This window comes from Rhizobium sp. HT1-10 (assembly GCF_049472505.1).
Classification (GTDB): domain Bacteria; phylum Pseudomonadota; class Alphaproteobacteria; order Rhizobiales; family Rhizobiaceae; genus Rhizobium.
In genome coordinates, this window is record NZ_JBCEBQ010000003.1 from 400,498 (window position 1) to 417,744 (window position 17,247).

Annotated in this window: 15 protein-coding genes and 1 other RNA gene; 14 read left to right on the forward strand and 2 right to left on the reverse strand. The window is 62.5% G+C overall.

Annotation, left to right across the window (positions count from 1 at the left end; genetic code table 11):
* Positions 1-3 precede the first annotated feature (3 nt).
* Complete coding sequence (locus VH564_RS10530; protein WP_423339771.1) at positions 4-1,215, reverse strand: pyrophosphate--fructose-6-phosphate 1-phosphotransferase; 1,212 nt, start codon at positions 1,213-1,215, stop codon at positions 4-6.
* A gap of 83 nt (positions 1,216-1,298) precedes the next feature.
* Positions 1,299-2,174, reverse strand: coding sequence for a DMT family transporter (locus VH564_RS10535; protein ID WP_423339772.1), 876 nt, complete (start codon positions 2,172-2,174; stop codon positions 1,299-1,301).
* A gap of 226 nt (positions 2,175-2,400) precedes the next feature.
* Here VH564_RS10535 and VH564_RS10540 point away from each other — a divergent pair, with 226 nt between their 5' ends.
* The 14 genes from VH564_RS10540 (at position 2,401) to ftsW (ending at position 17,247) form a co-directional block, all read left to right on the forward strand.
* Positions 2,401-3,108, forward strand: a complete 708-nt coding sequence (locus VH564_RS10540; RefSeq protein ID WP_423339773.1) for a TerB family tellurite resistance protein — start codon at positions 2,401-2,403, stop codon at positions 3,106-3,108.
* The gene (locus VH564_RS10545) at positions 3,105-3,866 is read left to right on the forward strand and encodes an N-acetylmuramoyl-L-alanine amidase (RefSeq protein ID WP_423339774.1); all 762 of its coding nucleotides are present in this window, start codon (positions 3,105-3,107) and stop codon (positions 3,864-3,866) included. The genes VH564_RS10540 and VH564_RS10545 overlap by 4 nt, the downstream gene beginning before the upstream one ends.
* Before the next feature lie 281 nt (positions 3,867-4,147).
* Entirely contained in the window at positions 4,148-4,705 is a 558-nt protein-coding gene (locus tag VH564_RS10550; RefSeq protein WP_423339775.1) for a lytic transglycosylase domain-containing protein, read from the forward strand.
* Positions 4,706-4,803: 98 nt separating this feature from the next.
* Complete coding sequence (locus VH564_RS10555; protein WP_423339776.1) at positions 4,804-5,997, forward strand: NAD(P)/FAD-dependent oxidoreductase; 1,194 nt, start codon at positions 4,804-4,806, stop codon at positions 5,995-5,997.
* Between the two features lie 67 nt (positions 5,998-6,064).
* Positions 6,065-6,461: RNase P RNA component class A (gene rnpB / locus VH564_RS10560), an RNA gene on the forward strand.
* Between the two features lie 396 nt (positions 6,462-6,857).
* Entirely contained in the window at positions 6,858-7,295 is a 438-nt protein-coding gene (gene mraZ / locus VH564_RS10565) for a division/cell wall cluster transcriptional repressor MraZ (protein WP_423339777.1), read from the forward strand.
* Positions 7,296-7,312: 17 nt separating this feature from the next.
* Positions 7,313-8,338, forward strand: a complete 1,026-nt coding sequence (gene rsmH / locus VH564_RS10570) for a 16S rRNA (cytosine(1402)-N(4))-methyltransferase RsmH (RefSeq protein WP_423339778.1) — start codon at positions 7,313-7,315, stop codon at positions 8,336-8,338.
* A gap of 1 nt (position 8,339) precedes the next feature.
* Positions 8,340-8,831: a cell division protein FtsL gene (gene ftsL / locus VH564_RS10575; protein WP_423339779.1), complete on the forward strand. Its 492-nt coding sequence runs from the start codon at positions 8,340-8,342 to the stop codon at positions 8,829-8,831.
* Positions 8,831-10,582, forward strand: a complete 1,752-nt coding sequence (locus VH564_RS10580) for a peptidoglycan D,D-transpeptidase FtsI family protein (protein WP_423339780.1) — start codon at positions 8,831-8,833, stop codon at positions 10,580-10,582. Before ftsL ends, VH564_RS10580 begins: the two co-directional genes overlap by 1 nt.
* 66 nt (positions 10,583-10,648) lie before the next feature.
* Positions 10,649-12,112, forward strand: a complete 1,464-nt coding sequence (locus VH564_RS10585; protein WP_423339781.1) for a UDP-N-acetylmuramoyl-L-alanyl-D-glutamate--2,6-diaminopimelate ligase — start codon at positions 10,649-10,651, stop codon at positions 12,110-12,112.
* Positions 12,109-13,542: a UDP-N-acetylmuramoylalanyl-D-glutamyl-2,6-diaminopimelate--D-alanyl-D-alanine ligase gene (locus VH564_RS10590; protein WP_423339782.1), complete on the forward strand. Its 1,434-nt coding sequence runs from the start codon at positions 12,109-12,111 to the stop codon at positions 13,540-13,542. Before VH564_RS10585 ends, VH564_RS10590 begins: the two co-directional genes overlap by 4 nt.
* A gap of 29 nt (positions 13,543-13,571) precedes the next feature.
* Positions 13,572-14,672: a phospho-N-acetylmuramoyl-pentapeptide-transferase gene (gene mraY, locus VH564_RS10595; protein WP_423339783.1), complete on the forward strand. Its 1,101-nt coding sequence runs from the start codon at positions 13,572-13,574 to the stop codon at positions 14,670-14,672.
* A gap of 6 nt (positions 14,673-14,678) precedes the next feature.
* Positions 14,679-16,091, forward strand: a complete 1,413-nt coding sequence (gene murD, locus VH564_RS10600) for a UDP-N-acetylmuramoyl-L-alanine--D-glutamate ligase (protein WP_423339784.1) — start codon at positions 14,679-14,681, stop codon at positions 16,089-16,091.
* Between the two features lies 1 nt (position 16,092).
* The gene (gene ftsW / locus VH564_RS10605; RefSeq protein WP_423339785.1) at positions 16,093-17,247 is read left to right on the forward strand and encodes a putative lipid II flippase FtsW; all 1,155 of its coding nucleotides are present in this window, start codon (positions 16,093-16,095) and stop codon (positions 17,245-17,247) included.

Genomic DNA, 17,247 nt, shown 5'->3' on the forward strand with positions numbered 1-17,247 from the left:
CAATCATCCCTCGCGGTATTGCTGGCCGATATGCTCCATGACTTCGCCAAACCACTTTGCCGACATGTCGAACTTCTTGCCGCCCTTGATGCGCGGGAACTCGATGGTGCGCAGCTTGCCGCCCTGGCCCTCGTCATGGCCGGTGACGCCGGAGACCTTGTTGAGTGCGCTCTCGACGGCCATATCGACCATGCCCTGGATCAGCCGAAGGTCGTCGATATTGGCAGCTGCCGAGCGGGCATAGTAGCCGGATTTCTGCACCATCGAGCGCTCGGCGCCGAGAAGGGCTGCGAACTGCTTCTGGAACCAGTTGCCGACATTGATGCTGTCGAGCTTCACATGGCCGAAGGCATCGCGCTTGATGTTTTCGCCGGCGGCTTCCCGCTCGGCGATGATGGCGTCGACGCAGGCGCCTTCCGAGACGAACAGCGTCACATGGCCGTTCTTGTCCATCAGCTCCTTCAGACGTGCGGCTTCCGACTGCACGTCGAAGGCCATTTCCGGGAGATAGAGGCCGTCGATGCCTTTCATCGCGGCGTTTGTCATCATGCCGTCGACATATTCGTTGGCGCTGCTCTTCTGGATATAGGCACGCGCGGTTGCTGCCGTCAGCCAGCCGCAGCTGCGGCCCATCACTTCGTGGATGACGAGCGAGCGCGGGGCGGCCGTCTGCTCGTTGCTGACATTGTCGAAGAAGTTCGCGCCTACCTCTGCCGCCGTCCAGGCACCGAGCGACTGGCGGATCGGCACGACGTCGTTGTCCACCGTCTTCGGCAGGCCGACGACTGTCAGGTTATAGCCGTTGGCGCCGAGATAGGCGGCGAGATCGGCTGCCGTGGTATTGGTGTCGTCGCCGCCGATGGTGTGGAGAATGGTGACGCCGTCGGAGGCCAGCCGTTCGGCGGCGACCCGCAGCGGGTTCTCACCCTCCTTGACCATGCCGCGCTTGACGAGATCGGCTGCGTTGGTGAGTTTGACGCGGCTGTTGCCGATCGGCGAGCCGCCGTAGCGGTGCAGCAGGTGGGCCTTTTCGCGCATGGCCGGGGTGATCTCGATCCGGTCGGCCATCAGTACGCCCTGGTAGCCGGAGCGATAGGCGATCATCTCGATATCAGGCGCAATGTCGGTGTAGCGCTCGATCAGCCCGCCGACGGCAGACGACAGGCAGGGCGCGAGCCCGCCGGCGGTGAGCATTGCGACTTTCTGTTTGGCCATGGATGCCTCCTTGCAAGGTCAGTGCGTCAACTCGGTATGCCCGAATGGATGCGACAGGTCGGCAGGGGTGTAAAGTAAAGAATTTAAGAATGGCGCGCTTTGCGGCCGAGCCAGACGACGAAGGCGACGAGCAACGCGAAGGCAATGGTCTCGAGACCGATGTGCTCGCCGAGCAGCATCGCCGAGATGCCGAGCGTGAAGAATGTCTGCATCAGCTGCACCTGGGCCACGCGGCCGATTCCGCCGATCGCGAGGCCGGCATTCCAGAAGATGAAGCCGCCGAACATCGACATCAGCCCGAGATAGGCGAAGGCACCGAGCGCTGCTGGCGTCGGCGCTTGGATGCCGCTCGAGATCGTTAGCGCCGTTCCGATCAGCGATATCGGCAGGGTCACGACCAGAGCCCAGCAGATGGCTTCCCATCCCGAAAGGCTGCGCGACAGGCGTCCGAGCAGGACATAGCCAAGGGCGACGATGACGGCCGCGGCAAACAGCCAGAGGTCGCCAGCCTCCAGCGTGAAGCCGTTCTGCCGCACCGAGAAGCCGATCACGAGCGCCGCTCCGATGATACCGCATATCCAGAAGAGGATCCCGGGCCGTTCGCCATCGACGATGGCGGCAAAGATCGCGGTCAGCAGCGGCAGAAGGCCGAGGACGACCGCGCCGTGGCTGGCCGGAATGGTCTGCATGGCGATCGACGAGAATCCCGGGAAGGCGAAGACGACGCAGAGGCCGGCGGCAAACAGCTGGGCGAAGTGGCCGCGCGGCAGGGGGCGGCGGAGGATTAGCAGCGTCATAATGGCTGCGACCGAGGCGACAAGCGCCCGACCGAAGGTGATGAAGGCGGGCGAGAAGCCATTGAGTGCGATATGGGTCATCGGCAAAGTGGCGCTGAAGATCAGGACGCCGACCAAGCCGAGGGCAAGGCCGAATAACTGCGGACGGTCGGCAAGGGACATGGAGACTCCAGACGTGAAAGCGTCGGAAGGGGCTCGCAGGCGGTTGCGATCCTGTCCAATTCATTTCCCTGATGCGGCGAGCACCGAAAGCGATGGTTGTACGCGATCACTCCATCATTACCGATTTGTGAAAGGTGTTTTCAACGCTGCGGCCAATGGTCAGCTTGCTTTCGCAACAGTTCTTTGATCAACGTGTTTGGTCTTCTTGAAGCCAATCGGGATTGTCATGTCTTTCTGGGAAAAGCTGCTGAATGCCGTCGGCACCGCCGGCAATGCCCTGTCAGGCGTGGTTGAAGCCATCCGAACGTTGTTCGAGGGCGACCCCGAAACGCGCCGAAAGGTGGCCTTCTCGGTCGCCATCATTGCACTTTCGGCGAAGATGGCGAAGGCCGATGGCGTCGTCACCGAAAAGGAAGTCAATGCGTTCCGGGAAATCTTTGAATTTCCGGATGACCAGGCGAAGAACGTCGCGCGTCTCTACAATCTCGCCCGCCAGGATGTCGCCGGCTACGAGGCCTATGCGGAGAAACTGGCCTCGCTCTGCATCAGTTGCAGCGAGAATTGCCCTGTCCTCGAGGACGTGCTCGACGGCCTGTTCCATATCGCCAAGGCCGACGGCTTGATCCACGAGAAGGAGATCTCCTTCCTCGCGCATGTGGCCGAGATCTTCCAGATGAGCGAAGAGCGCTTCGAGCAGATCATGGCGCGGCACGTCTCCGGCAATGGACGCGACCCCTACAAGGTGCTCGGCGTCAAGCCATCGGACGATTTTCCGACGATTCGCAAACGCTATCATGGCCTTGTCTACGAGCATCACCCCGACCGCCTGGTATCGCGCGGCGTGCCAGAGGAGTTCCATGTGATCGCCAACGAACGCATGGCGGCGTTGAATGCGGCCTATGAGGCGATCGAGAAGGAACGTCGCGCCGCATGACGTCGTTTGCGGCCGATTACAGCGGCGCCGTCGTGCAGCCCTCGCCGAACCATGGCGAGAGGGCCGGTGGACGCCAGCCTGACATGATCATTCTTCACTACACCGGCATGGGGAGCCCGGACGGCGCGCTTGATTGGCTGTGTCGGGCGGAGAGTCAGGTCTCGAGCCATTACTTCGTCCATGAGGACGGCAGGGTGCTGCAGCTGGTGCCCGAGGCCCGGCGTGCCTGGCATGCCGGCAAGGGGTCCTGGCGCAAGCAGGAGGATATCAACTCCCAGTCCATCGGCATCGAGATTGCCAATGCCGGGCATCCCGGCGGCCTGCCACATTTCCCCGCCGCGCAGATCGATGCGGTGATCGCTTTGTGTCTCGATTGCGGCAACCGGTGGTCGATTGCGTCGGAAAGAGTGCTCGGACACTCGGATGTCGCGCCTATCCGCAAGGTTGATCCGGGCGAGCGTTTTCCCTGGGCGCGGCTCCACGCCGAGGGGGTCGGCCACTGGGTGGAACCGACACCGATTTCGGGCGGTCGCTTCTTCCAGATGGGCGACAGCGGCCAGCCGGTTGAAGCGCTGCAGTCGATGCTCTCGCTTTACGGTTACAGTACGGAAATCAATGGCGATTTTTCCGCCGCCATGGCTGGCGACGTCGAGGCTTTCCAGCGCCATTTCCGCCAGGAGCGGGTCGACGGCATCGCCGACTTCTCGACCATCGATACGCTCCATCGCCTGCTGCGCGCCTTGCCGCATTTCGCCTGAGGGCGGTTCCCTCCAGATGTCGGGGCGCGACCCCGGAGATCGTCCCTTGCGATGCGAAACCGCTGCGACGCAAGGCTCTGCCACAGCATTTCCCTAATATCTGCGCATTGCGATGGTCTAAGGGCCCCATTGAAACGCGGCTTTGAACCGTTCCGTCTTGGAACAGCGGCCGTAGACGAAAACGGGGATCCCAGCGGGTGATCGGCCACGAGATGGCCGTCACGACGGCAGCGCTTTGCCATGCGCCACCGCCGCGATCCCATCCGGAGACGAGAGACTGAATGAAAAATCTGATTGTTGTAACGGCGACATGCGCAAGCGTGTTGCTGACGGGGTACGATTGCGCATTTGCCGGCCAGCACCGGGTCAAGGTCGAGACCCGGTCGATCAAGACAGTCAGCCGCAGCGTCGGCTACGCCAAGGCGGACGCCACTGCCAGCACCAGCGACGCGGATGCCCCTGATGCCAGCGACAATCGCTATTCGCAGATCATCACCAAATACGCCAAGCAGAACGGCGTCGACGTCGCCCTGGCAACGGCGGTCATCAAGATCGAAAGCAACTTCAATCCGCGTATGCGGGGCAGCCATGGCGAAGTCGGGCTGATGCAGGTCAAGCCGGCAACGGCGCGGATGATGGGTTATTCCGGCTCGATCAAGGGGCTGGCCGATCCCGACACCAACATCCGCATCGGCATGAAGTACCTGGCGCTGGCCCAATCCTTGGGCGACGGATCGACCTGCAACACCATCCTGAAATACAATGCCGGCCATGGCGCCAAGCGCATGAACCCGATCTCGAAGCGCTACTGCGGCAAGGTGCTGGCGATGCTCGACTAGGGGCAACCGCTTGAGAGAGAATTGTTTGCGCGCGTAACTTGTCTGGAAAGGCTGCCGATTGTCATGCTATCGATCCCCATTCCCGATGGAGATCTTACATGACAGCGGATTTCAAGTTCATCGTCATCGGCCGTGGCATGATGGGCGCGGCGGCAGCCCGCCATCTCGCCCGCCAGACCAACGGCGTGGCGGTGATCGGTCCGGACGAGCCCGAACAGCGCAAGACGCATGAAGGCGTGTTTGCCAGCCATTACGACGAGGGGCGCATCACCCGCACCATCGATCCCGATCCAAACTGGGCGCGGTTCGCCAATCGCTCGATCGCCCGCTACCGCGAACTGGAGCGGGAGAGCGGCATTGCCTTCTACTCGCAGGTCGGTTGCCTGGTGGTCGGGCCGAAGCGCGGCGGAGAAGAGCCTTATATCGCCGATGTCGCGGCCGCCGCCGAAACGCTGCGGGTCAAGACGACTTTGCTCGACGACGATGGTCTCAGGGCGCGGTTTCCGTTTTTCGCCTTTCCCGCCGGCAGTGAGGGCATCCACGAGCCACAGGGGGCCGGCCACATCAGTCCGCGCAGGCTCGTGCGGGCGCAGTCGCTGCTTGCCGAAAAGGTCGGGGCCAAGGTGCTCAAGGAGACGGTGATCTCCATCCGCGAGGAGGATGGGCTGGCCGTCGTGAAGACGTCCGATGGCAACGTCTACCGGGCGGAGAAGGCGCTGCTGGCGGCGGGAGGATTTTCTATAACCCAGAGTCTGTTAGCTACGCCGGTTGACATGAAGGTTCGGGGCCGGACGGTCGTCTTTTTCGAAATCAGCGAGGCCGACGCGATGTCTTTCGGGGCCATGCCGTCGCTGATCTACAAAAGCCCCGGAGACGTCGAGAGCATCTACCTGCTGCCGCCGATCCGCTATCCCGATGGCAAGTACTACATCAAGATCGGCGGCGACCCCGACGATTACGATATCCGCGGCGACGCGGAGATGCGCGCCTGGTTCCGCACCGACGGCAGGGCCTCGGTCCGCGAGCATCTGACGCGGATCATTCACCGACTGATACCCGATCTGCGTCCGCTCTCCGTTTCATCGGCCGCCTGCGTCACCTCCTATTCGCCATCGAACTATCCGATGATCGATTATACGGCATCGCCGAACATTGCCGTCATGACCGGTTGCAGCGGTACTTCTGCCAAGAGTTCCGACGAAATCGGCCGCTTGGGTGCCGAGCTGCTGCTTGACGGGCGAATAAACGACGACGCCTATACGACGGATTTTGCAGCACATTTCCTCCGCTAGGACGAATTGCGACCTTGCCCCTGATTTCCGGTGGCAATTGCGGTCGGGCTCGGCTAATGAGCGCCTACCAGTTGGCCGGGCAGCCGCGCTTCACAATGTCGAAAGATGGTGGGGTGAGGAAAGTCCGGGCTCCACGGAAACACGGTGCCGGATAACGTCCGGCGAGGGCGACCTCAGGGAAAGTGCCACAGAAAGTAAACCGCCCGGTTCCGACCGGGTAAGGGTGAAAGGGTGGGGTAAGAGCCCACCGCGTCTCTGGTGACAGCGACGGCATGGTAAACCCCACCGGGAGCAAAACCGAATAGGGATGACGCGGTGCGCGCGAGCGCGCCAGCCTGTTTCCGGGCCGGTCATCCGGGTGGGTTGCACGAGGCGGCATGCAAGTGTCGTCCCAGATGAATGGCTGCCACGTTCCGGCTTCGGTCGGGGCCTTACAGAACCCGGCTTACAGGCCAACTGGTAATTTTTTTTCCGCGCCTCGCGCAGGCCGCCGCGCCGTTTATTTCAAGCCGCTAATCGAGCTTCAAAACTGCCGATTTATCAAGGCCGGGCGACCAGGCCGGAGCGCCTGCGGCCGTCTTTCCTAACCTTTCGTTAAGCTTAACGGGCTATGAATATCGGGCATTGCGACCCACCCCGGCAGGTCGCATCCCATTGACGCCCATATGGTCCCATGGTATCCCAAAATCGCACTGCACAAGGGCAATTCGGAGCCCATTCATCGCAAAGCATTGGTCGTCCTCTTGTCGAGGAGACCGGGAGGGTTTCCGCCTTTCCGGCCGGCATAGCTTTGTCCGATGAGGGTAGTGCGGGCCGGCAAATGATTGCCGTGCGACCAATGGAAACGGGTGTTTCGCGTCATGAAACGCTTCCTGTCGAATGCGACGAACAGGATCGATGCCAAGGGGCGGGTTTCCGTGCCTTCGGCGTTTCGATCCGTGCTGTCGGAGCGCAATATCCCGGAGTTGTATTGCTTCCAGGATTTTGTGTTCCCGGCGATCAGCATTGGCGGCCTGGATTTGCTCGACCGATTCGAGCAGCAGATCGCGGCGGAAGATCCGTTTTCGTCGCAAGCGAATCAGATGTCGCTCCTCATTCACGGGGGCGGGGTCTTCATGAAGCTCGATGCCGAGGGGCGGTTGATGGTCACGGATTTCATCCGCGATTTCACCGGAATCACCGACGAGGTGACCTTCGTGGGTCGGGCGGACTATTTTCAGCTTTGGGAACCTCGGGCCTTCCTGGCCCTGCAGGCGACCGCACGGGAGGAGCGCAAGCTGGCGGGCATGCGTTCCTGACAAAACGAGGGAACGGAATGGTGACGAATCCAGGCGGAGATTCAGCAGAAGCCGACGGTGGGCCGGTTCGTCACATTCCGGTTCTTCTGGCCGAGGTCGTCAAGGCCCTCGTGCCCGAGCCCGGCAAGGTCATTCTCGACGGCACCTTCGGGGCAGGTGGTTATACGTCTGCACTCCTTGCTGCTGGGGCCGACGTCATCGCGCTCGACCGCGACCCGACGGCGATCGCCGCGGGTCAGTCGCTGGTCGATGCGCATGCAGGTCATCTGACGCTCGTCCACTCACAATTTTCGAAGCTCGCCGAGCATGCGCCGGAAGGCGGGCTCGACGGCATCGTTCTCGATATCGGCGTATCCTCGATGCAGATAGACGAAGCCGAACGCGGTTTCTCCTTCCAGAAGAACGGTCCGCTCGACATGCGCATGTCGGCCAGCGGCGTATCGGCGGCCGATGTCATCAACAATGCCAAGCTCGCCGATCTCATCCGTATCTTCGTCTTCCTCGGCGAGGAAAAGCAGGCGCCACGCATCGCCCACGCCATCGAGAAGCGTCGTGCTGAAAAGCCGTTCGAGACCACCCGCGATCTTGCAGGCCTTATCGAGCTGGTGACGCCGCGCAAGGCCAAGGACAAGATCCATCCCGCCACCCGCGTCTTCCAGTCGCTGCGCATCTTCGTCAACGACGAGCTGGGCGAGCTGGCGGAAGCGCTGTTTGCAGCCGAGCGGGCGTTGAAGCCCGGCGGACGGCTCGTCGTCGTCACCTTCCATTCGCTGGAAGACCGGATCGTCAAGAAATTCCTCACAGACCGGTCCGGCAAATCCACCGGTTCGCGCCACATGCCCGTCGTGCACGAGCGGGCAGCGACGTTCGATGCTATCGGCAAGTCGGTGGTATCTGCGGGCGAAGCCGAGGCTGAACTCAATCCGCGGGCACGCTCGGCAAAGCTTAGGGCTGCCGTGCGGACGATGGCGGCGGCGGAACCGGCTGACATGTCGATTTTCGAGCTCCCCAGTCTCGCCACTCTCGCAAAGCTTGGAGGTTGAGATGCTGAAAACATTCGATGTCATCCTCATCGGCGTCATGACGACGGCAGCGGCCGTCACCTACACCATCAAGCATCGGGCGGAGATGAAGCTGGAGGAGGTGCATCACCTCGAGGCAGAGATCAAGCTTGAGAGGGATACGATCGAGCTGTTGAAGGCCGACTGGGCGCTGGTCGTCCAGCCGAACCGGCTGGAGCGGCTGGTTGCCAACTACAATACCGAACTGAAGCTGGCCCCGACGCTGTCGACCTCGCTCGTGCAGCCGAACGAGCTGCCGATGCTGCGCAGCCAGCTGCCGACGCCACCCGATATCGTCGACGGCAAGCCGAGCACCAAGCCCGGCGCCAAGGGCACCGACACCGATGCCGATATCCGCAAGGTCATTGCCGATGTCGCCGCCAAGCCGGCGCCGAAGCCGGTCGCCAAACTGGTGCCGTCCAAGCACAGCAAATCCGGTATCGATGATATCAAAACGGGATCGGTGAAGCGCTGATGTCCTTTCTCTCCCGCATCATGGTCTTGAAGAGCAGGGCCCATTTCTCCACCGGCGCCAATGATCGTCCGACCGACACCTATGCGAGCTCGGTCATCGAAGGATCGCGCAAGCGCAAGGCGGGGCAGGCCAAGAGCCGCGTCGTTCTTCTGATCGCCAGCTTTGGCGTCGTCTACTGCGTCATCGCTGCGCGGTTGGTGGAATATGGTGCCGCCCATCCGGATACCGTGTCGAGCATCCTGCCGCCTGATCGACTGATGGCATCTCGCCCCGATATCGTCGACCGCAACGGCGCATTGCTCGCAACCGACATCCGCACCGTTTCGTTGTTTGCCGAACCCAACAAGATCGTTGACGTCGACGATGCCGTCGAGAAGCTCTCGACCGTCCTTCCGGACCTCGACCTCAAGGGTACCTACAAGAAGCTCTCGACGTCTACCTCGCATTTCGCCTGGCTGAAGCGTCAGCTGACACCGAAGCAGCAGAGCCAGATCCTGGCGCTCGGCATTCCCGGCATCGGCTTTCGTCCCGAAAAGCGCCGCTTCTATCCCGGCGGCGCCACCGCCTCGCACATCCTCGGCTATGTCAACATCGACAACCGCGGCGTGATGGGCATGGAAAAGTATATCGACGACCAGGGGCTCGCCGATCTGACTGCACTCGGCATGACCAGCAGCGGGCCGCTCGAGCCCGTCAAGCTCTCGATCGACGTCCGCGTCCAGGCGATTGCGCGCGACGTGGTGGCCAATGCCGTTGTCAACTTCAAGGCCAAGGGTGGCGGTGCGATCGTGCTCGATGTCGAGACCGGCGAAGTCATTGCCATGGCGTCGGCGCCGGATTTCGATCCGAACGATCCGAATGCGAGCGCCGCTGAAGGCTGGCTGAACCGCATGTCGAACGGCACCTTCGAGATGGGCTCGACCTTCAAGACCTTCACCATGGCGATGGCGCTGGATTCCGGAAAGGTGACGCTGCGCGATGCTTTCGACGCCAGCGCCCCGATCCGCATCGGCGGCTTCGTCATCCACGACTTCCACGGCCAGGGCCGCGTCCTGACCGTGCCTGAGATCTTCCAGTATTCGTCCAACATCGGCACGGCGAAGATCGCCGACCTTGTCGGCATCGACGCGCACAAGGAGTTCCTCACCCGCCTCGGCCTGCTCACCAAGATGCCGACCGAATTGCCTGAGGTGAAGTCGCCCAGCCAGCCAAAGGTCTGGAAGAAGATCAATTCCATTACGATCTCCTTCGGTCACGGCGTCTCGACGACGCCGCTGCAGACGGCGGTTGCCGGCGCGGCGCTGGTCAATGGCGGCAAGCTGATCGAGCCGACCTTCCTGCCACGGACGATCGAGCAGGCGGCTCTGGCGTCGACCACCGTCATCAAGAAGAGCACCAGCGACGACGTCCGCTTCCTGCTCGACTTCAACGGCTCGAAGGGCTCCGGTCGTACGGCACGCGTCCCAGGCTATGATGTCGGCAGCAAAACCGGCACGGCCGACAAGGTCGTCAATGGCCGCTATTCACACACCGCCAACTTCAATACCTTCCTCGCGGCTTTTCCGATCGACAATCCACGCTATGTTGTCATGAGTTTCTGCGACGAGCCGCAGACCGGGGAACATGGCGGCACGATTTCCGCCTTTACGGCAGCACCGATCGCACGTGACATCATCGCCCGTTCGGCGGCAATTCTCGGTGTACAACCGAAATTCGGTGAGGGTGGCTCCGCCTTGCTGGTGTCTTATTGAGATTGAATGGATATCGCGGTCGATTCGCGTGGGGCGGGCAGGCCTTGAACAAAAGAAGTAGACGCTATGAAATTGCGTGATCTCATCGGGACAGAATTTTCCGAATTGAGCGGACCGATCGACGGCGGTCTGGGCGACCTCGAGATAACGGGTTTGTCCGCCGACAGCCGCAAGATCGAGCCGGGGATGGCCTTCGTGGCGGTTGCCGGCACCAAGGCCGACGGCGCCGGTTTCGTGGCTGACGCGGCTGCGCGCGGTGCATCGGTCATTTTCGCCCAGCACGTCGCCGATGCGGGTCCTGTTCCCGTTCTCGCCGTGTCCGAGCCACGCCGCCTTCTGGCCTTGGCCGCCGCGCGTTTCTACGGGCGGCAGCCGGAGACCATGGTGGCGGTGACGGGTACGGCCGGCAAGACGTCCGTTGCTTCCTTCACGCGCCAGATCTGGGCCCATGCCGGCCAGCTTGCGGCGATGATCGGCACGACGGGCGTCATCTCGCCCAGTCGCAATGATTATGGTTCGCTGACCACGCCCGATCCGGTTTCGTTGCACAAGCTCCTGGCCGAACTCGCCGACGAGGGCGTGACCCATGCGGCAATGGAAGCATCGAGCCACGGGCTCGACCAGTTCCGCCTGGACGGCGTGCGCCTCAAGGCGGCCGGCTTTACCAATCTCGGCCGCGATCACATGGATTACCATCCGACCGTCGAAGCCTACATGGCCGCCAAGATGCGTTTGTTCGAAGCCTTGCTGCCGCCCGGATCGCCGGCCGTCATCTTCGCCGACGACGCCTGGTCGGATCAGGCGATTGCCGCGGCCCGTAAGGCTGGCCACGACATTCGCACGGTCGGGCGCAAGGGCGATTTTCTGACGCTGAAGCGGGTCGAACATTCGCGCCACAAACAGGTCGCCGAAGTGCATGTCGGCACCGACATCTTCGAAGTGCATATTCCGCTCGCCGGCGACTTCCAGATCGCCAATGCGCTGGTTGCCGCAGGCCTTGCGATCTCGACCGGCGTTCCAGCCTCGGTCGCCATGGCGGCCCTTGAAAAGCTGCAGGGGGCATCCGGCAGGCTCGAGCTGATCGGCCAGACACGTAGCGGCGCGCTCGCCTATGTCGATTACGCCCATAAGCCGGATGCGCTGGAAAATGTGCTTGCGGCAGTACGGCCATTCACGACCGGGCGTGTCATCGTGGTCTTTGGCTGCGGCGGCGACCGTGACCGGGGCAAGAGGCCGATCATGGGCGAGATCGCCTGCCGCTTGGCCGACGTGGTTATCGTGACCGACGACAATCCGCGCTCCGAGCAACCGGCCACCATCCGCGCTGAGATCATGGCAGCCGCCACCTGCGCCACCGAGATCGCAGATCGTGCCGAGGCGATACGGGCCGCTGTCGGCATGCTGCAGGCCGGCGATACGCTGATCGTAGCCGGCAAGGGACATGAGGAGGGCCAGACGGTCGCCGGTGTCACCTTGCCGTTCTCGGATCATGCCGAAGTGCGCCGGGCATTGGAGGAGATGACATCTTGAGCTGGCTCTGGACAAGCGAAGACCTGATCAACATCATGCATGGCCGGCCGATCGGCTCGCTGCCTGCGGGGATCACTGGAATTTCGATCGACAGCCGCTCTATCGGCGCGGGCGAGGCGTTCTTTGCCATCAAGGGTGACCGCGTCGACGGCCATGACTTTGCCAGCATGGCGATGGCCAATGGTGCGTCGTTGCTGGTCGTCAGCGAAGCGCGGCTGCCGGCGCTCGGCCGCCTGACGGTGCCGATGATCGTCGTCGAGGATGTGCTGGCCGCACTGACGACGCTCGGGATTGCCGGGCGCAATCGCTCGCGGGCGAAGATCGTCGCGGTCACCGGCTCGGTCGGCAAGACGACGACCAAGGAAATGCTGCGGCATGTGCTGTCGCCATCCGGCAAGGTGCATGCGTCCGTCGCCTCCTACAACAATCACTGGGGCGTGCCGCTGACGCTGGCGCGGATGCCGCTCGACAGCGACTTTGGCGTCTTCGAAGTCGGCATGAACCATCCCGATGAGATCCGTCCGCTTGTGAAGATGGTGAGGCCCCATGTGGCGATCATCACCACCGTCGCTGCCGCCCATCTCGGCAATTTCAAGAACATCAAGGAAATCGCGGCGGCCAAGGCGGAAATCTTCGAGGGGCTTGAGCCCGACGGCGATGTCATCCTTAACCGCGACAGCGATCAGTTCTCCTTCCTGGAACGCCAGGCGCAGGCGCTCGGCATCGGTCGCATCTACAGCTTCGGCCAGCACGCCAAGGCCGACTTCCGCATGGCCGAGTTCAACGGCTCGCAGGAGCGCTCGGCGCTCTGGCTGACGCTCGGCAACGAGACCTTCGAAATCGCCATCGGCGCTCCCGGTCGCCACATCGCCGAAAATGCGCTGGCGGTGCTCGGCGCGGTGACCTTGGTTGGTGCGGATCTCGACAGGGCGATCGAAGCTCTTGCAACCCTGCAGCCCGAGAAGGGCCGCGGCAAGCGCTACAAGCTCTCGATCGACAACGGCAGCTTCACGCTGATCGATGAAAGCTACAATGCCAACCCAGCCTCCATGCGGGCGGCGATTGCGCTCCTGGCTGCCGGTGCAGGCGAAAGCGGCGGTCGGCGCATCGCCGTGCTCGGCGACATGCTTGAAATGGGCGATCATGCGCGCAAGGTGCACGCCGATCTCGCAGTGCCGCTTCTGGCCGCCGGCATCGAGTATGTCTGGCTGGCGGGGCCGGAAATGCTGGCGCTGAAAGAGGCGCTTCCCGACACCGTCCATGTCGAATATCGCGAGACGACGGCGGCCCTCGTGGACTTCGTCCTCAAGGCTGTCACCTCGGGCGACACGCTGATGGTGAAGTCGTCGCTGGGGACCGGCTTCGGCAAGATTGTCGCGGCTTTGCTTGACAAATTTCCTGCATTTGCCGACACGAAGCCGCAAACCTAAACGAATTTTGACCCTAGAAAGGTCCCCTGATGCTGATCTGGCTCGTCGACATCTCTGAACATATAAAATTCTTCAATTTGTTCAGATACATCACGTTTCGCACCGGCGGCGCCTTGTTTACCTCGGCCCTGATCGTCTTCCTGTTCGGGCCGAGAATCATTGCTTCGCTGCGCCTGCGTCAGGGCAAGGGACAGCCGATCCGTGCCGACGGGCCGCAGACGCATTTCAAGAAGGCCGGCACGCCGACCATGGGCGGGCTGATGATCATTGCCGGCGTCGTCGGCTCCTGCCTGCTTTGGGCCGATCTTTCCAGCGTCTATGTCGTGGCCGTTCTGCTGGTCACGCTCGGTTTCGGCGCCATCGGATTCTATGACGATTATCTGAAGGTGACCAAGCAGAGCGACAAGGGCTTTTCGGGCCGCAAGCGCCTGTTCATCGAATTCGTCATTGCCTGCATTGCCGTCTACTTCATGATGCGTTCGGCGATTGCCTCCGGACCGGCCGGCTCGACCTTCGGCTCGTCGATCGCCTTTCCTTTCTTCAAGGACTTCATGATCAATCTCGGCATCTTCTTCGTGCTGTTCGGCGGTTTCGTCATCGTCGCGGCCGGTAACTCGGTCAACCTGACGGACGGGCTCGACGGCCTTGCCATCGTGCCTGTGATGATCGCGGCCGCGTCGTTCGGCGTCATCGCCTATCTCGCCGGCAATGCCGTGTTTGCCAACTACCTGCAGATCAACTTCGTGCCGGGCACCGGCGAATTGTCGGTCGTGCTCGGGGCGATGATTGGGGCAGGGCTCGGCTTCCTGTGGTTCAACGCGCCGCCGGCCGCCATCTTCATGGGCGACACCGGATCGCTGGCGCTGGGCGGCATGATCGGCACGGTTGCCGTCGCCACCAAGCATGAGATCGTCATGGCCATCATCGGCGGGCTGTTCGTGATGGAAACCCTGTCCGTCATCATCCAGGTGGGCTTCTTCAAGATGACTGGCCGCCGCGTCTTCCTGATGGCGCCGATCCATCACCATTTCGAGAAAAAGGGCTGGACGGAAAGTCAGGTCGTGATCCGCTTCTGGATCATCGCCGTCGTGCTCGCCATGGTCGGCCTCTCAACCCTGAAGCTGCGGTAAACAGAGATGATCCCGGTCACCACGCTCAAGGGGAAAAAAGTTGCGCTGTTCGGGCTCGGGGGCTCTGGCCTTGCGACCGCCCTTGCGCTGGTGGCGGGTGGCGCCATCGTCACCGCCTGGGACGACAATCCAGACAGCGTTGCCAAGGCAGCCAGCGCCGGCGTTCCAACGGCCGACCTCAGAACCATCGACTGGGCGGGGCTCTCGAGCTTCATCCTCTCGCCGGGCGTGCCGCTGACCCATCCTAAACCGCATTGGACGGTTGACCTCGCCCGATCCGCAGGTGTCGAGATCATCGGCGATGTCGAACTGTTTGTGCGCGAGCGTCGTGCCCACTCGCCGGATTGCCCGTTCATCGCCATAACGGGCACCAACGGCAAGTCGACGACGACGGCGCTGATCGCCCATATCCTGAAGTCCAGCGGCCGCGACACCCAGATGGGCGGCAATATCGGCACCGCCATCCTGACGCTCGATCCGCCGCGGGCAGAGCGCTACTACGTCGTTGAGTGCTCCTCCTACCAGATCGATCTGGCACCGACGCTGAACCCGACGGCCGGAATCCTGCTCAATTTGACCCCCGATCACCTCGACCGGCACGGAACGATGCAGCATTACGCCGACATCAAGGAGCGGCTGGTTGCCGGCAGCGGTACGGCCATCGTCGGCGTCGACGACAGTCACTCGACCCTCATTGCCGACCGCATCGAGCGGGCCGGAAGCAAGGTCGTGCGCATCTCGCGGCGCCAGGTGCTGGCGGACGGTCTCTATGCCGAGGGCAGCCGCATCGTCCAGGCCTCGACGGCAGCGACGTCCGATGTCGCCGAGCTCGACGGCATCCAGACGCTGCGCGGCGGCCACAACGCCCAGAACGCAGCCGCGGCCATCGCCGCCTGCCTCGCTGTCGGGGTTTCGGTCGCGGACATCCAGGCCGGTCTTACATCCTTCCCGGGGCTCAAGCATCGCATGCAGCCGGTCGCACGTCGCGGCAAGGTGGTCTTCGTCAACGATTCCAAGGCGACCAATGCCGATGCGGCGGCGCCCGCCTTGTCGAGCTACGACCGGATCTACTGGATTGCCGGTGGTCTGCCGAAGGAGGGAGGCATCACCTCGCTCGCGCCGCTGTTTTCCCGCATCGCCAAGGCCTATCTCATCGGCGAAGCGGCACCGGCCTTTGCGGCGACGCTCGGCGAGGCCGTCCCTTACGAAATTTCCGGCACGCTCGACCGTGCCGTCCTGCATGCGGCTGCCGACGCGGCGCTGGATCCGGGCGAAACGGCTGCCGTCATGCTATCACCGGCTTGCGCAAGTTTCGATCAATACAAGAACTTCGAGGTCAGAGGGGATTCCTTCGTCGGACATGTGTCGGCGCTGGAAGGGATCACCATGCTGATCGGTTCGCCAACAGGAGGCGCATGAGATGGTAAGCCGCGTAGACCGTGGGGCCCTGGCCGATTGGTTCTGGACCATCGATCGTTTTTTCCTCGGAATTTTCATCCTGCTGCTGGGCATCGGCTTCATGCTGTCCTTTGCCGCATCGCCGGCGGTGGCGACGCGCATCGGGCTCGAGCCCTTCCACTTCGTCAAGCGCCATGCCGCCTTCCTGATCCCGGCGATCGCCGTGATGATCGGTATCTCGTTCCTGACGCCGCGCCAGGTGCGCCGGACGGCTGTCATCATCCTCGTCGTGTCATTGGCGATGATGCTGTTTGCGCTGTTCTTCGGCGTCGAGGTCAAGGGATCGCGCCGCTGGGTCAATCTGGCCAGCCTGTCGATCCAGCCGTCCGAATTCATGAAGCCGGCCTTCGTCGTCGTCTGCGCCTGGCTGTTCGCCGAGCATGCCCGCCAGCCGGAAATTCCGGGCAACCTGTTTGCCATCATCCTGTTCGGCATCGTCGCCTCGCTATTGGTTGCCCAGCCTGACCTTGGCCAAACCATCCTGACGTCCGCCGTCTGGGCCGGCATGTTCTTCATGGCCGGCATGCCCTGGCTGTGGATCTTCGTGCTCGGTGGCATGGGCGTGGGCGGTCTTTTCAGCGCCTACTATGTCTTCCCGCACGTGGCGTTGCGTATCGACAAGTTCCTGACCGGCGAGGGCGATACCTTCCAGGTCGACACGGCGCGCGAGGCGATCGTGCGCGGCGATTGGTTCGGCGTCGGTCCCGGCGAGGGCATCGTCAAGCGCATCATTCCCGACGCCCATACCGACTTCATCTTCTCGGTTGCGGCCGAGGAATTCGGCATCATCTTCTGCATGGCCCTGGTCTTTATCTTCGCGGTTCTGGTGCTGCGCGGCCTGTCGCATGCTTATCGCGAAAAGAACGACTTCAACCGGTTCGCGGTTGCCGGCCTGGTGCTGCAGATCGGTATCCAGTCGATCATCAATGTCGGCGTGAACCTGCAGCTGCTGCCGGCCAAGGGCATGACGCTGCCGCTGATCTCCTACGGTGGCTCGTCGATGATCGCCATTTGCGTCACGGCCGGCTTCATCCTGGCGCTGACCCGTCATCGGCCGGAAAAGCGCATGCAGGAACGCAGCCTGTTCCGTGTGACCCACGGAATTCCGGCGGAGTGA